The sequence below is a fragment of the Saccharopolyspora taberi genome (genome assembly GCF_039534165.1).
Lineage (GTDB): Bacteria > Actinomycetota > Actinomycetes > Mycobacteriales > Pseudonocardiaceae > Saccharopolyspora_D > Saccharopolyspora_D taberi.
In genome coordinates this window covers 153,335-170,817 of record NZ_BAAAUX010000016.1, presented here as the reverse complement: position 1 = coordinate 170,817, position 17,483 = coordinate 153,335, and the positions used below count along the sequence as shown (strand labels likewise).

The window sequence follows — 17,483 nt, the reverse complement described above, 5'->3', positions numbered from 1 at the left end:
CGTTGCGGTCGAAGATCGGGACCGGCGACTCTGACCGCGTGGACATGCATGCCGACCAGTTGACCGTGTCGCGGGAAACGGTGCGCGAACTGGTGGACGAGCAGTTCCCCGCATGGCGGGGCCTTCCCGTCAGGAGCCTCGCTTCGGAGGGGACGACCAACGCCATCTTCCGCATCGGCGAGCACCTGGCGGCCCGGTTCCCGCTCGAACCAGCGGACGCCGAATCGACGCGGCGCAAGCTGGAGTCCGAGGCGGAGGCAGCCGGCGAGCTCCTGGGACGCACGCGCTTCCGCACGCCTGAACCGGTCGCGCTGGGCAAACCCGGGGCGGGTTACCCACTCCCCTGGGCGGTGCAGACCTGGCTGCCCGGAACCGTGGCCAGCGCCGAGGATCCGGGCGGGTCTGTGCCGTTCGCACGTGACCTGGCCGAGTTCATCCGCGGTGTTCGCGCGATCGACACGCGTGGCCGGGCGTTCCGCGGCTCGGGCCGGGGAGGCGACCTGCGATCCCACGACGAGTGGGTGGAAACCTGCTTCGACAACAGCGAACACCTGCTGGACGTCGCGCGGCTTCGCCGGATGTGGAAGTCCATGCGGGAGCTGCCCCGAAGCCCGGCCGGTGACGTGATGACGCACGGCGACCTGATTCCCGGCAACCTCCTGCTGTCCGGCGGGCGGCTGTCCGGGGTCATCGACGTCGGCGGGTTCGGACCGGCGGACCCGGCGCTGGACCTCCTGGCCGCCTGGCACCTGCTCGAGGAGGGACCGCGGCAGGCGCTGCGCGAAGACCTCGGGTGCGACCCCGTCGAGTGGGAGCGCGGCAAGGCGTGGGCTTTCGAACAGGCGATGGGGCTGGTCTGGTACTACGCCGAGAGCAACCCGGCCATGAGCCGGATGGGCGGGCGCACCCTGGAACGCATCCTGGCGGACGGCTGACCAGGCTTCAAAGTGTCGCGGGCTGCCGGTCGAGCGGTGCATGTGAGGATCGAACACGTGACTCCTGACCTGTCCCCAGACCGCATCGACCGCCTCCGCGACGCCTTCCTCGCGGCCCGCTACGACGCCGACGGCGTCGTCGACCTGCTCGGCGCCGAGGCGCACGCCGCGCTCGGGCGCGGCGAGCCGGTTCCCGCGCTGCGCGCGTCCACCGACGCCGGCGCCCTCGGCACCCTCGTGCGCCTGTTCCTGCTCGGCACGGCCGAGCCCACCGCCGCTGTCGCGGACGCGCTGCGCCCGCTGCCGCTGGACGAGGCGCACGCCGCGGGCCTGCTGCGCACCGACGGCGACGCGGTCCGCGCGGGCCTGGACGTCCGCCCGCACGGTGCGGGCGACGAGTCGTGGTGGGTGGTCTCGGACCTGGACTCGGAGCTGCGCGGCGACGGGCGGCCGGTCGACCCGGACCACGTCCTGGGCGTCGGTCACGCCTCGCTGAGCCTGGTGCGCGCGACCTCGCGGCGCCCGGTCGGTTCGCTGCTCGACCTGGGCACGGGCTGCGGGGTGCAGGCGCTGCACGCCAGCACCCACGCCGAGCGGATCACCGCGACCGACGTGTCCGAGCGGGCGCTCGCGCTGGCCGAGGCGACGTTCCGGCTCAACCGCGTCGAGGTGGAGCTGGTCCGGGGCGAGTGGTTCGAGCCGGTGCGCGGGCGGCGGTTCGACCAGGTCGTGTGCAATCCGCCGTTCGTCGTCGGACCGGCCCGCACCGACTTCACCTACCGCGACTCGGGGCTGGCCGGTGACGACGCCAGCGCTCTGGTGGTGCGGCAGCTGCCGTCGTTCCTCAACGAGGGCGGCACCGGGCAGCTGCTCGCGTCGTGGCTGCACCGCGGCGGCGAGGACTGGGAGGACCGGGTGTCGCGGTGGCTGCCGCCGGGCGGGGTCGACGCGTGGTTCGTCCAGCGCGACATCGCCGACCCGGAGCTCTACGTCGGCACCTGGCTGCGCGACGCCGGTTACGACGCGCGCTCGCCGGAGGGGCAGCGGAAGGCCGCGGAGTGGCTGGACTGGTTCGAGGCCAACGACGTCGAGGGCGTCGGGTTCGGCTTCGTGACGCTGCGCCGCACCGACGCCGCCCGCGGCGAGGTCGTGTGCGAGGACCTGCGCCACGCCTTCGACGACCCGCTCGGGCCGGAGAGCGACGGCTGGCTCCGTCGCGTCGACTGGCTCCGCGCGCACGGCTCCACCGAGGCCCTGCTGGCGTCGCGCCTGGTCACCGCGCCGACCACGGTGCTGGAGCAGGTCTCCAGCCCGTCCGACGAGGGCTGGGAGAACGTCGTGCACCGCCTGCACCGCACCGACGGGCCCGGCTGGCAGCACGAGGTCGACGACCTGGGCGTGCGGTTGCTGGCCGGGTGCCGCGGCGCGATGCCGGTCGGGGACCTGGTGGAACTGCTCGCGCTCGGTTGCGGTGAGGACGTCACCGAGCTGACCGCGGCCGCGGTGCCGATGCTGCGCGAACTGATCCGGCACGGAATGGTGATCCCGGCGGAATGGATCAGTGAATGAGGGCCGTGGTCACACGAGTCACTCGCGCATCGGTAAGCGTCGACGGTGCGGTCATCGGCCGCATCGACGAGCCGGGACTGCTGGTGCTTTTGGGTGTGACGCATTCCGATGGTGCGCAGGAGGTCGCGAAAATGGCCCGCAAGCTGCACGAGATTCGGGCGCTGCGGGACGAGGAGTCCTGCGCCTCCACCGGAGCGCCGCTGCTGGTGGTCAGCCAGTTCACGCTGTACGGCTCGACCAGGAAGGGACGGCGCCCGTCGTGGACCGACGCGGCCCGCCCCGACCAGGCCGAACCGCTGGTCGAGGCAGTCGTCGAGGACCTGCGGGCGCGGGGCGCGCGGGTGGAGACCGGGCGGTTCGCGGCGATGATGGCGGTGGAGAGCGTCAACGACGGACCATTCACCCTTTTGGTTGAGGTCTAAATGTAACGAGCGCTCTCAGCAAATCCTCAGGATTGGCGGAGCAACGGATGTGACGGCCATGACGTCCCCAGGTTGAGAAGTCCGGGAACGAATTCGGGGACACGTTCGTTTTCCCGGTAACGAAGCTTCGACAGCCAGGTCTCGCGACAGCCCGGTCCCGAACTGCCGGCCCCCGGCAAGCCGGTCCAGATGTCGCAGTCCGGACGTCAAGGAAGACAGGCGCGGGCTCTCGGTTCCTCGTACCGAGCGTACGCGCCTCCCACACCACGTGACGGTGCGTCGGTGTGATTCGCGCCAAGCCAGCCCGCCAGGGAGGGAGCTCAATGACCGTCCCGCAGACCATCACCTCGGACGTTGCCGCCACCGATGCGGACCTCGACACCCAAGGCCCCTCGGCCGACCTCGTGCGGGTCTACCTCAACGGCATCGGGCGCACCGCGCTGCTCACCGCCCAGGAGGAGGTCGACCTCGCCAAGCGGATCGAGGCCGGCGTCTTCGCCAGGCACGTGCTGGAGACGAGCAAGAAGCTCTCCCCGGAGCGGCGCAGCGACCTCAACGCGGTCGTCCGGGACGGCCGGCTGGCCAAGAACCACCTGATGGAGGCCAACCTCCGGCTCGTGGTCAGCCTCGCCAAGCGCTACACCGGCCGCGGCATGCCGCTGCTGGACCTGATCCAGGAGGGCAACCTCGGCCTGATCCGGGCGGTCGAGAAGTTCGACTACACCAAGGGCTTCAAGTTCTCCACGTACGCGACCTGGTGGATCCGGCAGGCGATCACCCGCGGCATGGCCGACCAGAGCCGCACCATCCGGCTGCCCGTCCACCTGGTGGAGCAGGTCAACAAGCTGGCCCGGATCAAGCGCGACCTGCACCAGAAGCTCGGCCGGGAGGCCACCGACGAGGAGCTGGCCGACGAGGCCGGGCTGACCGTTGAGAAGGTCACCGACCTGCTCGACCACTCGCGCGACCCGGTGAGCCTGGACATGCCGGTCGGCGCCGAGGAGGACGCCCCGCTGGGCGACTTCATCGAGGACTCCGAGTCCGCCGACGCCGAGAACGCGGTCATCTCCGGGTTCCTGCAGGACGACCTGCGCCGGGTGCTGGCCACCCTGGAGGAGCGCGAGCAGGCCGTGATCCGGATGCGCTACGGCCTCGACGACGGCCAGCCGCGCACCCTGGACCAGATCGGCAAGGCGTTCGGGCTGTCCCGGGAGCGGGTCCGCCAGATCGAGCGCGAGGTCATGTCCAAGCTGCGGCAGGGCGACCGGGCCGACAAGCTGCGCGCCTACGCCAGCTGACCGTCGAACGGCACCTGAACGGACGCATTGACCAGGTGACCCCGGTCACGGAATGATCGATGTCTCCCCTCGCGTGCCGTGCACTTCGCGGCGCCCGGGCCTCGCGTCCGGTCGTGCGCGCACCCCGGGAGGTCGGACTCGGCAGTAGCCGCGGTCCGGCCTCTCGACCTACCTGACGAGCCCGTGAGCTCCTGCCTGAGGCGGGAACTCACGGGCTCGAACTCCATCAGCCGGCGTCAACGAACCGCTTCCGCCAGAGCTCGATCTCCTCGTCGCGCACCCCGTGCGAGCGCAGCCAGCCTGCGGCCCCGCCGTGCTGGTCGAACCTGGAGAGCACGAGTTCGATCGCTTCGACCGGGGTCGACGCCAGCTGGAGCACCATTTCCTCGTCCACCCCCGGCGGCAGCGAACCACCGTTGAGCCGCATCAGGACCCGCCGCATGTTCCGGTCGGTGCGCACGTAGTCGGCGACGATCGCGTCCGGGCGCGCCCCGACCGCGCCGAGCAGCATCGCGGACGCGACGCCGGTGCGGTCCTTCCCGGCGGCGCAGTGGATCAGCACCGGCCCGTCCGCCTCGACCGCGATGCGGAAGACCTCCACCAGCCGGTGCGGCGCCCGGTCGACGATGTGCTCGTACAGGTGCGTCAGCGCGTGCCGGGTGTCGTCGGGATCGCCGTCCCCGACGTCTTCCAGCAGCGGAACGCTGCGCACCTCCGCGACGGCAGCCAGCGGGTGGCCGCGCCCGTTCAGCTCGGCGGGATCCCGCAGGTCGACGACGGTCTTCGGCGGCCAGGTCAGCTCCGGATCCCGGTCCCCGTGGTACGGGGCGTCGCTGCGCAGCACCACACCGGTCGAGGTCGTCTCGCCGCCGGCGAGGGGTATGCCGCCCAGGTCGCGCAGGTTGACCAGTCCGTCCAGGCCATCGGCTTCCGTCATCGGCAAGGCGTCCTCCTCCGTGTCGTGCTCAGGCCGTACAGCCTCGCAAGTGCCCGCACGCGACCGCCAGCCCGCATTAAGGTCTTGCTGTGGTGAAACCGGCAGTTCCCGTCGATCTGGTACGCGCCTGGCTGGCCTACAACCTCGGCCCGGTGAGCGGGCTGCACCGGCTCGTCGAAGGAGAGGAGTCGCAGGCGTTCGGCGTCCGCTGCGCCGACGGCGAGCGGGTGGTGCGGATCAACGGCGACCGCGCGGGCTTCGCCAAGGACGCCTTCGCCCACCGCTTCGACGGACCGGCGCTGCCGGTTCCGCGGGTCGTCACCATCGGCGAACTGAGCACCGGGCACGCGGTCTGCGTGAGCACGCGCCTGCCTGGGCGGTCGTTGCAGGACCTCGAGCGCGCCGAGCTGAGCGGTGTGGCCCCGCTGGTCGAGGCGACGATGTCGGCCATCGCCGACCTCAGCGGTACCCGAGGCTTCGGGCGCTTCGACGCCGACGGGGTTGGCGAGCACCGCAGCTGGCGGGACTTCCTCGCATCAACCCCTCCCCCGGACTCCGACCTCGGACGGCGGTTGCACGCCGAGCTGCTGCGGCTCGTGCCGTCCTGCCCCGAGGTCCGGCAGCTCGTGCACGGCGACTTCGGCTCCAACAACGTGCTTACCGACGGCACCCGCATCACCGGCGTGCTCGACTGGGACTGCGCGATGTTCGGCGACCCGCTCTACGACGTGGCGAACATCCTGTTCTGGGCGACGTGGCTGGACTGCATGGACGTCCAGGCAGCGCACCTGCGGCCTGAGGCCACCGACGCCCTCCGCTGCTACCTGATCCACATCGCGCTCGGCGAGCTTCGCGAGCACTCCCCGGACGAGCGATTCACGGCCTGGCTGCACCCCCGCGCCGCACGGCTGCTGACCTCGGAGTGGGCAACCTGACATTGCGGATCAGACGATGCGGCGCGGGTCCTGTGGTGCGTTAACGTCACGCCGTACCCGAACGCGCGCAAAGGAGCCCGCGACGTGACCACCACGTTCGATTTCACCGAGGTGCTTCCCCTCGGTCCCGACCAGACCGAGTACCGCCTGCTGACCACCGAGGGCACCCGGGTCGTCGAGGCGGCCGGGCGGCGGTTCCTCGAAGTCGAGCCGGACACCCTGAGCAAGCTGGCCGCCGAGGCCATCAAGGACATCCAGCACCTGCTGCGGCCGTCCCACCTGGCCCAGCTCAAGGCGATCGTCGACGACCCCGAGGCCAGCGCGAACGACCGGTTCGTGGCCACCGACCTGCTGCGCAACGCCTGCGTGTCCGCGGGCGGGGTACTGCCGATGTGCCAGGACACCGGTACCGCGATCGTCATCGGCAAGCGCACCGAGACGGTGCTGACCGGCGGTGACGACGAGCGGCTGCTCTCCCGCGGCATCTTCGACGCCTACCAGGACCTCAACCTGCGGTACTCGCAGATGGCGCCGCTGAACTTCTGGGAGGAGCGCAACACCGCCAGCAACCTGCCCGCCCAGATCGAGTTGTACTCCAAGCCGGGCACCGACCCCAGCTACGAGTTCCTGTTCATGGCCAAGGGCGGCGGCAGCGCCAACAAGACCTTCCTCTACCAGGAGACCAAGGCGCTGCTGAACCCGACCAGGCTCGCCCGCTTCCTGGAGGAGAAGCTGCGCTCGCTGGGCACCGCGGCCTGCCCGCCCTACCACCTGGCGATCGTCGTCGGCGGCATGTCGGCGGAGTACAACCTCAAGGTCGCCAAGCTGGCCTCCGCCCGCTACCTCGACGGGCTGCCGCGCGAGGGCTCGCCCTCGGGCCACGCGATGCGCGACGTCGAGCTGGAGGCGCAGGTCCTGGAGATGACCCAGCAGTTCGGCATCGGCGCGCAGTTCGGCGGCAAGTACTTCTGCCACGACGTGCGGGTCGTCCGGCTGCCCAGGCACGGCGCGTCCTGCCCGGTCGGGGTGGCGGTGTCGTGTTCGGCGGACCGGCAGGCGAAAGCCAAGATCACCCCGGAGGGCGTGTTCCTGGAGCAGCTGGAGCGCGACCCCGCCCGCTACCTGCCCGAGGTCGCCGACGAGCAGCTCTCCGACGAGGTGGTGCGCATCGACCTCAGCAGGCCGATGCCGGAGATCCGCGCGGAGCTGTCGAAGCTGCCGGTCAAGACCCGGGTGTCGCTGACCGGGCCGCTGGTGGTGGCCCGCGACATCGCGCACGCCAAGATCGCCGAGCGGCTGGACGCGGGAGAGCCGATCCCGCAGTACCTGCGCGACCACCCGGTCTACTACGCGGGTCCGGCCAAGACGCCCGACGGCTACGCCTCCGGGTCGTTCGGACCGACCACGGCCGGCCGGATGGACGCCTACGTCGAGCAGTTCCAGGCGGCGGGCGGTTCGCTGGTGATGCTGGCCAAGGGCAACCGGTCGGGCAAGGTCACCGCGTCGTGCCGGCAGCACGGCGGATTCTACCTGGGTTCGATCGGCGGCCCGGCGGCGCGGCTGGCGCAGGACTGCATCCGCAAGGTCGAGGTGCTGGAGTACCCCGAGCTGGGCATGGAAGCGGTGTGGCGGATCGAGGTGGAGGACTTCCCGGCGTTCGTGGTGGTCGACGACAAGGGCAACGACTTCTTCGCCGAGTCCACCCAGCCGACGCTTCAGATCTCGTTCGCCCGCTGACCCCGCGCACACTTCTCCCGCAGGAGCCCCACCTCCTGCGGGAGAAGTCCGGTCCCTTGGGGACCCATTACTTCTTCGGCACCTTCACATCGATCTGCTCGACGATGACCTGGCGCTGCTCCAGCGGGGCGTCCAGCTGGACGGCCAGCGGCGGGTAGCGCAGGTCCATGGTGCAGATCCCGGACGGCTCGGGGATCTCGTCCACCAGGCGGATCTTGACCTGCTGGGCGTTCTGCTCGACCAGTTCGGCGTGCACCTTGCTGCATCCGCCCTCGGACCCGGTGGCCACGACGACCGAACCGCCGTCCTGGGTCCAGACCTTCGGCGCACCCTGAGACAGCTGCTGCGGCGGCACCGGAGTGCGCTGGTCCACCGGCTTGGGCTGCACAGGTGCGGGCGGCGGCGCGGGCGGCTGGCCACCGAATCCGACATCGTCCGACGGTTGACCGCAGGCGGCGACCGCGAAGAACAGCACCCCTGCGCTTACTGCGGTGTGTATGTGTCTCATGCCCCAAGGACGGAGCCCGGGCGCCGGGCGGTTGCGCGTCCGGTCTTCCCGAATTTCCCGGATGCTGGAAAGGCTGGTCAGGCGGACTTCCCGCGTGCTTCGGTCGAGGCCCTGAGCTCACGTGGGAGAAAGACATGTCCACCGAAACCGCTTCCCCTGCGGTCACCACCCCAGAAGAAACCCAGTCCAGGCCGCAGTGGCTGCCGCTGCTGCTCGGCGTCGCGGCGGCAGCGGCGCTGGTCGCGGCGACCGCCGCGGTCGCGGGCGCGAAGCTCGCGGTTCTCGCCGCGCTCGGACTGGCGCTGGGGCTGACGCTGTTCCACTCCCGGTTCGGCTTCACCTCGGCCTGGCGGCAGCTCGTCTCGGTCGGGCAGACCTCCGGAGTACGAGCGCACCTGCTGATGCTCGCGGCGGCGTCGGTGCTGTTCGCGCCGATCCTGGCGGCCGGTGTGACGTTCTTCGGCAAGACGCCGGAGGGCAATGTCGAACCGCTCGGCCTGGGACTCGTGGTCGGCGCGGTCCTGTTCGGAATCGGCATGCAGCTCGGCGGCGCCTGCGCCTCGGGCACCCTGTTCGCGGTGGGCGGCGGAAACACGCTGCTCGTGGTGACACTGTTCTTCTTCATCGTCGGTTCGGTGATCGGCGCGCTGCACCTTCCGATGTGGACTTCCGACGCCATCACGCTCGGTTCGTTCTCGCTCGCCGAGGACACCGGACTGGGTTACAGCGGAGCGCTGATCCTCCAACTCGCCGTGCTCGGCGCCATCGCCTTCGCCGCGACCCGCTGGGCCCGCCGCCGCAACGCGCCGCCCGCGGGCCGTCCGCCGACAGCGCGCGGGGTCTGGCGGATCGTGCGCGGTTCCTGGCCGCTGTGGGTCGGCGCGCTCGTGCTCGCGGGGCTGAACGCGGCCGTGCTGCTGACCCGCGGCAGCCCGTGGGGCATCACGTCCGCATTCGTGCTGTGGGGTTCGAAGGCGCTCCAGGCGGTGGGTGTCGACGTGGCGGCCTGGCCCTACTGGCAGGGCGAGAAGGCGGCGTCGCTGACCCAGTCGGTGCTGGCCGACGGCACGTCGGTGCTCGACTTCGGCATCATGATCGGCGCGCTGGTGGCCTCCGCCGCGTCCGGGGCGTTCGTGCTGGCCAGGAAGCTGCCCGCGAAGGTGCTGCTGGCGGCGGTCGTCGGCGGCCTGCTGATGGGGTACGGCGCCCGGCTGGCCTACGGCTGCAACATCGGTGCCTACTTCTCCGGGATCGCGTCGTTCTCCCTGCACGGCTGGGCCTGGGGCCTGCTCGCGCTGGCCGGGACGTGGATCGGGCTGAAGCTACGCCCGTGGTTCGGGCTCGACGTGCCCAAGCCGACCGACTCCGTCTGCTGACGAGGCGAGCCAGTCACCGATCCACCGGGAGAGCTCGGCGCTGCGGTGCACCCAGCCGAAGTGGCCGAGCTTGTCCGCGCCCGCGTCGGAAAGCCCGTAGTGGCGCCGGGTCCGCGTCGCCTGGCGCGCCTTGCCCGCCAGGTGGTCCATCGAGGACGGGGGCGCGAACTCGTCGCCGTCGACGCTGACGGTCAGCAGCGGCAGTCGCAGCGCGCCCAGCGCCTTCTCGTAGTCGGTCGTGGAGCCGTCCAGCGCCCAGCGACCGGTCCTGCCCTGCCGGGCCCAGTCGCACATCAGCCCGGTCGCCTGCCTGCCGCCGAAGACCCAGCCGGGCCAGTAGCCGAGCAGGGTGGACATCGCGGCGATGAGCTGCGTTCCGACCAGGTTCTTGACGCCCTGCGCGCCGGGGAAGGTCCGCCACCACACCGAACCGGAGGCGAGCACGGCAGCGCCCTGGACCCGGCCGGGGTGGGAGGCGGTGTAGAGCATGGTGATCTGCCCGCCGAGGCTGTGGCCGACGAGGAACCTCGGCGCGTCGGGATAGTGCTTCGAGACCAGGTCGACCACGTCCGCGACATCGTCGACGAGGTCCTGGTACCCGAACCGGACCCCGCGCGCCGCTCGCGGCCGGTTCTCACCGTGGCCGCGGAAGTCGAAGCCCACCACGGTCAGGCCCTGCCTGCTGAGGTTCTCGATGAACGGGCGGTAGTAGCTCGCGCGCACGCCCATGGCGGGCAGCAGGATCACGACCGGACTGGTCGGGTCGGCCTGCTCGGTGGCACGGACCGGGAACTGGTGCACACCGGCGTCGATCACGCCGAGCATGGTCGGTTCATCCACTACCACAGATTAACGAAACGACCACGTTCCGCCTATGTTGTCCCAGTCGCATTTCGCCCGGAAACGATCACTTCGTCCGGGCGGTCTCGGCGCCGAGGCGGGAGGAGACCGGAGCGAGCTCAGCGAAGGCGCCGGGGCCCGGTGTCGGGCACCACCGACGACCGCCCCACGCTCAGCCGGGCACCGGTCACCGCGACGCCGGTCGACGAGGCGAGCACCGGCTGCAAGGTCAGCTCCCGGACCTCCGGCAGGTCCTCGGCCAAGGTCGCGACCCGCAGCACCAGGTCTTCGAGCGCACCGAGATCCGCGGGTTCGTCGCCGCGATAGCCCGCCAGCAGCGGCGCGGCCCGCGGCGCCCGCACCAGCGCAGCAACGTCCACATCGGACAGCGGAACGGCCCGATAAGCCGTGTCACCGAGGAGTTCGCTGGCCACCCCGGCGAGCCCGAACGACACGAGGGTGCCGAACGACGGGTCGTCGACCAGGCTGATCACGCAGGAGGTCCCGCGCGCCGCCATGGTCTGCACGTACATCTCGTCCTGGCCGGACACCCGCTGGAGATCCGCGTACGCGGCGCGCACCGACTCCTCGCCGCTCAGGTCCAGCCGGACCCCCACCAGGTCGCTGCGGTGCCGGAGCTGGTCGTTCACCGACTTCAGCGCGATCGGATACCCCAGTTCGGCCGCCGCCGCGACGACGGCGTCGGCGCTGCCTGCCCGGCGGAACGGCACGACCTCGATGCCGTAGCACCGCAACAGCTCGACGCTCCGCTCATCGCTGAGCTGCTGCAACCCATCGGTCAGCCACTCCTCCAGCAGCCTGCGGGCCCGGTCCTCGTCGATCCCGGAAGGCCGCACGAGGTGCCCCTTGGGAGCGGCCCGCCACCGCGCGTATCGGGTCGCGCGCGCCAGCGCCAGCACCGCGCGCTCAGGGCTCGGGTAGGACGGCACCGAACCCCGCCCGGGCGCACCACCAGCACCGGGAACAGCGAGTTCGTCGGGCACGCCTTCCGCAGCGAGGAAGGTCGTCACCACCGGCTTGCGCTCGGCGACGTCAGCCTCGTGCAGCGCTTCCCGCAACGCGCGGGCGTAGGCGCTGCCCGGCACGGCCACGGGCGGCACGAACACCGTGACCAGAGCATCGACGTCCTCGCGCAGTGCCTCGGCCCGCACGGCCGCCGCGAACGCCTCCGGCCTCGCGCCGGCACCCACGTCCACCGGCTCGCCCGCCAGCAGCAGCCCCTGGGCCTGCGCGGCATCGGCGGCCAGCATCCCCAGCGCCGAGGAGTTCCCCACGATGGAAACCCGCTCCCCCGCGGGCAGCGGCTGGTGCGCCAACAGGAGCGCCGCGTCGAACATCTCGGCCACCGACTCGACCCGGATCACGCCCGACTGGTCGAACAACGCCTGCACGCTGGTCTCGTCGACCTGCACGGACGTGGCGGCCAGCCCGGGGCGGACCGCGTTGCGGCCGGACTTCACGGCCACGATCGGCTTGGTCCGCGCCAGCCTCCTGGCCAGCCGCGCGAACTTGCGCGGGTTGCCGAACGACTCCAGGTACAGCAGGACCACGTCGGTCCCCGGATCGGTCTGCCAGTACTGGAGGAGGTCGTTGCCGGACACGTCGGCGCGGTTGCCCGCGGACACGAAGGTCGACAGGCCCAGCCCGCGCTCGGCCGCCGTCGCCAGGATCGCCACGCCCAGCGCACCGGACTGGCAGAAGAAACCCGCCCGCCCCCGTCCGGGCAGCCGAGGCGCCAGCGTCGCGTTGACCCGGAACCCCGGATCGGTGTTGACCACGCCCAGGGCGTTCGGGCCCACCACCCGCATGCCGTGCACCCGGGCCGCGCGGACCATCCGGCGCTCGATCTCCTTGCCGTCCGGCCCGGACTCGCTGAACCCGGAACTGACGATGACGAGGGCCTTCACCCCCTTCGCCAGGCAGGCGTCGAGCACTTCGTCGACTCCCGCGGCGGGGATGGCGACCACGGCGAGGTCGACGTCGTCGGGGATGTCGAGCACCGACGGGTAGGAGCGCACCCCGCGCACCGACCGGTGCTCGGGGTTGACCGGGTAGACCGGACCGGCGAAGTCCGCGGTCAGCAGGTTGGTCAGCACCGCGTGACCGATCTTCGCGTGATCGGTGGAGGCACCGATGACCGCGATCGACCGCGGATGCAGGAGGTTGTGCACGCTGCGGGCCTCGGCCGCCTGCTCGCGGGCCCGGGCGACGGCGACGGAGTCCTCGGTCGGGTCGATGTCGAACTCCAGGTGCACCACGCCTTCTTCCATGGCGCGCCGGATCTGGTACCCGGCGTCCTGGAAGATCCGCACCATCTGGGAGTTCTCGGCCAGCACCTCGGCCACGAACCGCCGCAGGCCGCGTTCCCGAGCGGCTGCGGCGAGGTGTTCGAGCAGGATCGAGCCCAGCCCCCGCCCCTGGTGCTCGTCCTGCACCACAAAGGCGACCTCGGCGGAGTCCTGCTCGCCGAGCCGGTCGAACCGGCCGACGGCCACTATGTCGTCGCCGAGCATCGCGATCAGCGCGACCCGGTTGAGGTAGTCGACGCGGCTGAACCGCTCGACGTCGCGCTTCGGCATCCGCGGGTACGGGCCGAAGTACCGGAAGTACCGGGTGCGTTCACTGAGCCTGCCGTGGAAGGACACCAGCATGTCGGCGTCGTCCGGTCTGATCGGCCGAAGGTGGACGGTGCCGCCGTCGGAGAGCACGACGTCGGCCTCCCACTGCCGCGGGTAGCCGGCCGCCTGGGCATCCACCTGCTCCTGCGCTACTCCATCCACTTCGGACTCCTCAGTCACGGCTGTCGAGCGGATCGAGACCATGCAGCGGAAGCACCGCGTGCCGCGCGTCGCGAATCGCGGTGTCCACCGGGTGGTCGGTGATCCCGGACCACGGCGTGAACGCGGGATCGGCTCCATCGGTCATCGACGTCGGCAGCGGCACGTTCCCGGCCACCCGGACCGCGTGCGACATCCAGGCTTCCGGGATCGTCGTCAGCGGATCGAGGTCGCGGTCCAGGACCGTGGCCAGCAGGTGCGTCCACGTCCTGGGCACGACCCGGTACAGCGAGTAACCGCCACCGCCGAGCACCAGCCACTTGCCGCCCGCGAAGCGCTCGGCCAGGTCGCGCAGCGCCTGGTAGCTCGCGCGCTGCCCGTCCACCGACATCGACAGGTCCGCCAGCGGGTCCTCCCGGTGTGCGTCCGCCCCGCACTGCGTGACCAGCACCTGCGGCCGGAACGACTCCAGCACCGACGGCACCACGGCGTGGAACGCCCGCTGCCACTCGGCGTCGCTGGTGCCCGGCGGCAACGGGATGTTGACCGCCGAGCCGTCCGCCTGTCCGGAACCGGTCTCGGTGGCGAACCCGGTCCCGGGCCAGAGCGTGAACGGATGCTGGTGCAGCGACACGGTCAGCACGCGCGGATCGTCGTAGAACGCCGCCTGCACCCCGTCCCCGTGATGCACGTCGACATCGATGTAGGCGACCCGCTCCACGCCGTTGGCGAGCATCCACGCGATCGCCACCGAGCAGTCGTTGTACACGCAGAACCCCGCCGCGTGATCGGCCATCGCGTGGTGCAGCCCGCCCGCGAGGTTCACGGCCCGGTCGACGCGACCGGTCACGATCTGCTCGGCGGCCAGGATCGACGCACCCGCGACGAGCGCGGAGGCTTCGTGCATGCGGTCGAAGATCGGGTTGTCGTCGGTCCCCAGACCGTGCCCGACCTCCCAGCCCGCAGTGGGAGCGGACCGAACCGCCGCGAGGTACTCGGGGCGGTGGACCCGTTCGAGATCCACGTCGTCGGCCGGCTCCGGTTTGAGCACTTCCACGCCGTCCAGCACACCGAGTGCACGGGCCAGCCGCATCGTCAGGTCGAGCCTGACCGGATGCAGCGGGTGACTCCCGCCCAGGTCGTAACCGAGAACGGACTCGTCCCACACCACCGCGCACTGCTTAGCCATAGGGGGAAGCTACCTCTCCTGTGTCGGCCGACACAGTGTTCATGAACACACCTCCTCAGCCTGCCTCCTGTCCGGTGGCCACCGGCCGCGACGGATCGGCCGACCACTCCGACCACGAACCCGCGTACAGAACCGCCGGGCGCTCAGCGGTGCTCAGACCCGCATGCTCCAGCGCCAGGAGAACCGAGCACGCCGTGACACCCGAACCGCAGTAGGCACCGACAGGCGACGAGGTCTCCACGCCGAGCTGCGCGAACCGCTCAGCGAGTTCCTGCGCCGGACGCCACTTCCCGCTGCTGTCGACGTGCTCGGCGAACGGAGCGTTCACGGCACCGGGAATGTGGCCCGCCCGAGCGTCGAGCGGCTCGGTGTCCCCGCGGTACCGCTCGGGCGCGCGAGCGTCGAGCAGGGCACCTTCGCGAGCGAGGGAGGCTGCAGCGTCGGCGTCCACCACGGGCATGGACCCGGGCCGCACCTCGAAATCACCCTCGGCCGGAACCACCGGATCCGTCGTCACCGGACGCCCCTCGGCCACCCACGCCGCGTAGCCGCCGTCGAGCACCCGAACGTCGGGATGCCCGGCCCAGCGCAGCAACCACCACGCGCGGGCCGCGACCGAGCCGTTGTCGGCGTCGTAGACGACGACGGCGCGGTCCCGGCTGACTCCGCATCGGCGCAGGGTCCGTTCGAGGGCCGCCGGGTCGGGCAACGGGTGCCGCCCACCGGCGCCCGGAGGGGACGCCAGTTCGGTGTCCAGATCGACGAACACCGCCCCCGGAAGGTGACCCCGCTCGTAGTCCTGCTTGCCCGGCGGCCCGAGCAGCGACCAGCGCACATCGAGCAGGACCGGTGGCTCGTCACGGAGGCGCGCCATGAGATCATCAGTACTAGTCAAAGGGTTCATGACAGCCTTTCGTACCCCGGCGACGAGGTCTGTCGGAAATGACCGGCAAGTCAACTCCCCAACCACTGACCGCCTGTCGCCCGTTGGGACTAGCATCGTGGTTGGGACTGAATGGGGAGCCGACGTGAACGATCTCATCGATACCACCGAGATGTACCTCCGCACCATTTACGACCTCGAAGAGGAAGGTGTGGTTCCGCTCCGCGCCCGGATCGCCGAACGGCTGGAGCAGAGCGGCCCGACCGTGAGCCAGACGGTCGCCCGCATGGAGCGTGACGGCCTGCTGACCGTCGCGGAGGACCGGCATCTCGAACTCACCAAGATCGGCCGCTCCCGCGCCATCAGCGTCATGCGCAAGCACCGCCTGGCCGAACGGCTGCTGGTCGACGTCATCGGGCTCGAGTGGGAGCAGGTGCACCTGGAGGCGTGCCGCTGGGAGCACGTGATGAGCGAGGCCGTCGAGCGCAAGCTCGTCAAGCTCCTCGGCAACCCCACGACCTCGCCGTACGGCAACCCGATCCCCGGGCTCGACGAGCTGGGCGTCGGTGAGTCCGCGGAGGCCGTGGACACCGACCTCCAGCGAGTGGACGAGGTCGCCCGCAGCGGTGGCGGCCGCGCCCTGGTCTGCCGGATCGCCGAGCACGTCCAGCTCGACCCCGACCTCATGAGCGAGCTCAAGCAGGTCGGCGTCGTACCCGGCAACGAGATCGACGTCGTCTCCGTCGTCGGTGTCAGCAAGCCGATCGAGGTCCAGGGCGCCGAGGGCAGCACGCTGCTCCAGCCGAGCATCGCGCACGCGGTGATGGTGCGCGTCAAGTGAGCCTGACGGACAGGGCGGCAAGCACCTTCACCGGAGAGCACGGCCGTGCCCCGGGCGCGGTCTGGTCGGCTCCCGGCCGGGTCAACCTCATCGGTGAGCACACCGACTACAACGACGGGTTCGTGCTCCCCTTCGCGCTCCCGCACCGGACCGCGGTGGCGGTGGCGCCGCGCACGGACGGACAGCTGTCGATCGCCACGCTGGGCAGCGACGGCGAGCTGCACCGCGCCCCGCTGCTGTCCATCACCGGGCTGTCCCCTGGCCAGCCCGGTGGCTGGGCCACCTACCCCGCCGGTGTCGCGTGGGCGCTTCGCGACGCGGGCATCGCGCTTCCCGGCGCCGACCTGATCATCGTCGGGGATGTCCCGACCGGGGCCGGGCTGTCGTCGTCCCACGCGCTCGAATGCGCCGTGGCCCTCGCACTGCTGCACACGGCGGACCGCGCCCCTGGTTCGGAGGGCGCGCCGAGCCTTGCCGAGATCGCGCTGCTGGTGCAGCACGCGGAGAACGACTTCTCCGGCGCGCCGACCGGTCTGCTGGACCAGACCGCATCGTTGGCGTGCACCGCCGCACACGCTCTGTTCTTCGACGTGCGCTCCGGAGAAACCGAGCAGATTCCTTTCGACGCATCCGCAAGCGGACTCGAAGTTCTCGTGATCGACACGCGAGTGAAGCATTCGCATGGCGAATCCGGCTATGGAGAACGCCGCCGGGGATGCGAGCGCGCGGCGGAGTTGCTGGAAATCAAGGCGCTTAGGGATCTGTCGGTGGAAGACCTCGATAATGCCTTCGCCAAACTCCCCGGCGAACTGCGTCCTCTTGTCCGGCACATCGTCACCGAGAACGAACGCGTCCTGGCCACTGTCGACCGACTCCGCGCGGGCGCGATCGCCGCGATCGGGCCGCTGCTGAACGAGTCGCACGCGAGCATGCGCGACGACTACAAGATCTCGTGCCCAGAGCTCGATCTGGCGGTGGACAGCGCGCTGGCGGCCGGGGCGGTCGGTGCGCGCATGACCGGCGGCGGCTTCGGCGGTTCGGCCATCGCGCTGGTCCGGACCGAGGACCGGGAGCGCGTCGAGCGGCAGGTGCTCGACGCCTTCGCCGCACGTGCCCTGACCACCCCCCGGCTGTTCACCGCGGTCCCCGCCGCAGGCGCGGGCAGGGACCGGTGACCGGCGCAGTACCCTGAGCGGCCGTCGGCCGACGGCCGCA

At 71.0% G+C, this 17,483-nt stretch carries 15 protein-coding genes; 9 read left to right on the top strand and 6 right to left on the bottom strand.

Translation table 11 applies throughout. The features are described 5' to 3' along the window. Positions 1 to 44: 44 nt before the first annotated feature. The 4 genes from ABD691_RS19615 to ABD691_RS19600 all read left to right on the top strand — a co-directional run bounded on the left by ABD691_RS19615 (position 45) and on the right by ABD691_RS19600 (position 4,224). A complete protein-coding gene (locus ABD691_RS19615; RefSeq protein ID WP_344682336.1) occupies positions 45 to 935 on the top strand; it encodes an aminoglycoside phosphotransferase family protein in 891 nt (296 codons plus the stop codon). A gap of 57 nt (positions 936 to 992) precedes the next feature. Next, positions 993 to 2,504, top strand: coding sequence for a DUF7782 domain-containing protein (locus ABD691_RS19610; protein WP_344681767.1), 1,512 nt, complete (start codon positions 993 to 995; stop codon positions 2,502 to 2,504). Then, positions 2,501 to 2,926 carry a D-aminoacyl-tRNA deacylase gene (dtd, locus tag ABD691_RS19605; RefSeq protein WP_344681766.1) on the top strand — a complete coding sequence of 142 codons (426 nt, stop codon included), beginning with the start codon at positions 2,501 to 2,503 and terminating at the stop codon, positions 2,924 to 2,926. The genes ABD691_RS19610 and dtd overlap by 4 nt, the downstream gene beginning before the upstream one ends. Positions 2,927 to 3,249: 323 nt before the next feature. Beyond that, on the top strand, positions 3,250 to 4,224 hold the full coding sequence (locus ABD691_RS19600; RefSeq protein WP_344681765.1) for a sigma-70 family RNA polymerase sigma factor: 975 nt from the start codon (positions 3,250 to 3,252) through the stop codon (positions 4,222 to 4,224). A 226-nt stretch (positions 4,225 to 4,450) separates the two neighbouring features. Here the strand turns inward: ABD691_RS19600 and ABD691_RS19595 are convergent, their stop codons facing one another. Next, positions 4,451 to 5,161, bottom strand: coding sequence for a tyrosine-protein phosphatase (locus ABD691_RS19595; protein ID WP_344681764.1), 711 nt, complete (start codon positions 5,159 to 5,161; stop codon positions 4,451 to 4,453). Between the two features lie 92 nt (positions 5,162 to 5,253). Here ABD691_RS19595 and ABD691_RS19590 point away from each other — a divergent pair, with 92 nt between their 5' ends. Together ABD691_RS19590 and ABD691_RS19585 are read left to right on the top strand one after the other, a co-directional pair. After that, positions 5,254 to 6,096, top strand: coding sequence for a phosphotransferase family protein (locus ABD691_RS19590; RefSeq protein WP_344681763.1), 843 nt, complete (start codon positions 5,254 to 5,256; stop codon positions 6,094 to 6,096). 84 nt (positions 6,097 to 6,180) lie between these two features. After that, a complete protein-coding gene (locus ABD691_RS19585; RefSeq protein ID WP_344681761.1) occupies positions 6,181 to 7,833 on the top strand; it encodes a fumarate hydratase in 1,653 nt (550 codons plus the stop codon). A 67-nt stretch (positions 7,834 to 7,900) separates the two neighbouring features. On the opposite strand, the gene ABD691_RS19580 is transcribed toward ABD691_RS19585, so the two are convergent. After that, positions 7,901 to 8,341, bottom strand: coding sequence for a hypothetical protein (locus ABD691_RS19580; RefSeq protein WP_344681759.1), 441 nt, complete (start codon positions 8,339 to 8,341; stop codon positions 7,901 to 7,903). A 134-nt stretch (positions 8,342 to 8,475) separates the two neighbouring features. Here ABD691_RS19580 and ABD691_RS19575 point away from each other — a divergent pair, with 134 nt between their 5' ends. Beyond that, positions 8,476 to 9,717 (top strand): YeeE/YedE family protein, encoded by a 1,242-nt coding sequence (locus tag ABD691_RS19575; RefSeq protein WP_344681757.1) that lies wholly within the window; start codon positions 8,476 to 8,478, stop codon positions 9,715 to 9,717. On the opposite strand, the gene ABD691_RS19570 is transcribed toward ABD691_RS19575, so the two are convergent. The 4 genes from ABD691_RS19570 to ABD691_RS19555 all read right to left on the bottom strand — a co-directional run bounded on the left by ABD691_RS19570 (position 9,664) and on the right by ABD691_RS19555 (position 15,448). After that, a complete protein-coding gene (locus ABD691_RS19570; protein ID WP_344681755.1) occupies positions 9,664 to 10,557 on the bottom strand; it encodes an alpha/beta hydrolase family protein in 894 nt (297 codons plus the stop codon). The genes ABD691_RS19575 and ABD691_RS19570 overlap by 54 nt on opposite strands. 119 nt (positions 10,558 to 10,676) lie before the next feature. Beyond that, a complete protein-coding gene (locus ABD691_RS19565) occupies positions 10,677 to 13,400 on the bottom strand; it encodes a bifunctional acetate--CoA ligase family protein/GNAT family N-acetyltransferase (RefSeq protein WP_344681753.1) in 2,724 nt (907 codons plus the stop codon). After that, complete coding sequence (locus ABD691_RS19560; protein WP_344681751.1) at positions 13,369 to 14,544, bottom strand: acetoin utilization protein AcuC; 1,176 nt, start codon at positions 14,542 to 14,544, stop codon at positions 13,369 to 13,371. Before ABD691_RS19560 ends, ABD691_RS19565 begins: the two co-directional genes overlap by 32 nt. 55 nt (positions 14,545 to 14,599) lie before the next feature. After that, complete coding sequence (locus ABD691_RS19555; RefSeq protein WP_344681750.1) at positions 14,600 to 15,448, bottom strand: sulfurtransferase; 849 nt, start codon at positions 15,446 to 15,448, stop codon at positions 14,600 to 14,602. Between the two features lie 124 nt (positions 15,449 to 15,572). Between ABD691_RS19555 and ABD691_RS19550 the strand changes: the two genes are divergently transcribed. Both ABD691_RS19550 and galK read left to right on the top strand, forming a co-directional pair. Then, complete coding sequence (locus ABD691_RS19550) at positions 15,573 to 16,268, top strand: iron-dependent transcriptional repressor DtxR (RefSeq protein ID WP_344681748.1); 696 nt, start codon at positions 15,573 to 15,575, stop codon at positions 16,266 to 16,268. Further along, on the top strand, positions 16,265 to 17,443 hold the full coding sequence (gene galK / locus ABD691_RS19545; protein ID WP_344681747.1) for a galactokinase: 1,179 nt from the start codon (positions 16,265 to 16,267) through the stop codon (positions 17,441 to 17,443). The genes ABD691_RS19550 and galK overlap by 4 nt, the downstream gene beginning before the upstream one ends. Positions 17,444 to 17,483: the final 40 nt, after the last annotated feature.

Excerpts from the sequence above, each read along its gene's own strand:
- ABD691_RS19615 (WP_344682336.1), top strand. The coding sequence starts at position 45 with ATGCATGCCGACCAGTTGACCGTGTCGCGGGAAACGGTGCGCGAACTG.
- dtd (WP_344681766.1), top strand. The coding sequence starts at position 2,501 with ATGAGGGCCGTGGTCACACGAGTCACTCGCGCATCGGTAAGCGTCGAC.
- ABD691_RS19600 (WP_344681765.1), top strand. The coding sequence starts at position 3,250 with ATGACCGTCCCGCAGACCATCACCTCGGACGTTGCCGCCACCGATGCG.
- ABD691_RS19595 (WP_344681764.1), bottom strand. The coding sequence starts at position 5,161 with ATGACGGAAGCCGATGGCCTGGACGGACTGGTCAACCTGCGCGACCTG.
- ABD691_RS19580 (WP_344681759.1), bottom strand. The coding sequence starts at position 8,341 with ATGAGACACATACACACCGCAGTAAGCGCAGGGGTGCTGTTCTTCGCG.
- ABD691_RS19575 (WP_344681757.1), top strand. The coding sequence starts at position 8,476 with ATGTCCACCGAAACCGCTTCCCCTGCGGTCACCACCCCAGAAGAAACC.
- ABD691_RS19565 (WP_344681753.1), bottom strand. The coding sequence starts at position 13,400 with ATGGTCTCGATCCGCTCGACAGCCGTGACTGAGGAGTCCGAAGTGGAT.
- ABD691_RS19560 (WP_344681751.1), bottom strand. The coding sequence starts at position 14,544 with ATGGCTAAGCAGTGCGCGGTGGTGTGGGACGAGTCCGTTCTCGGTTAC.
- ABD691_RS19555 (WP_344681750.1), bottom strand. The coding sequence starts at position 15,448 with ATGAACCCTTTGACTAGTACTGATGATCTCATGGCGCGCCTCCGTGAC.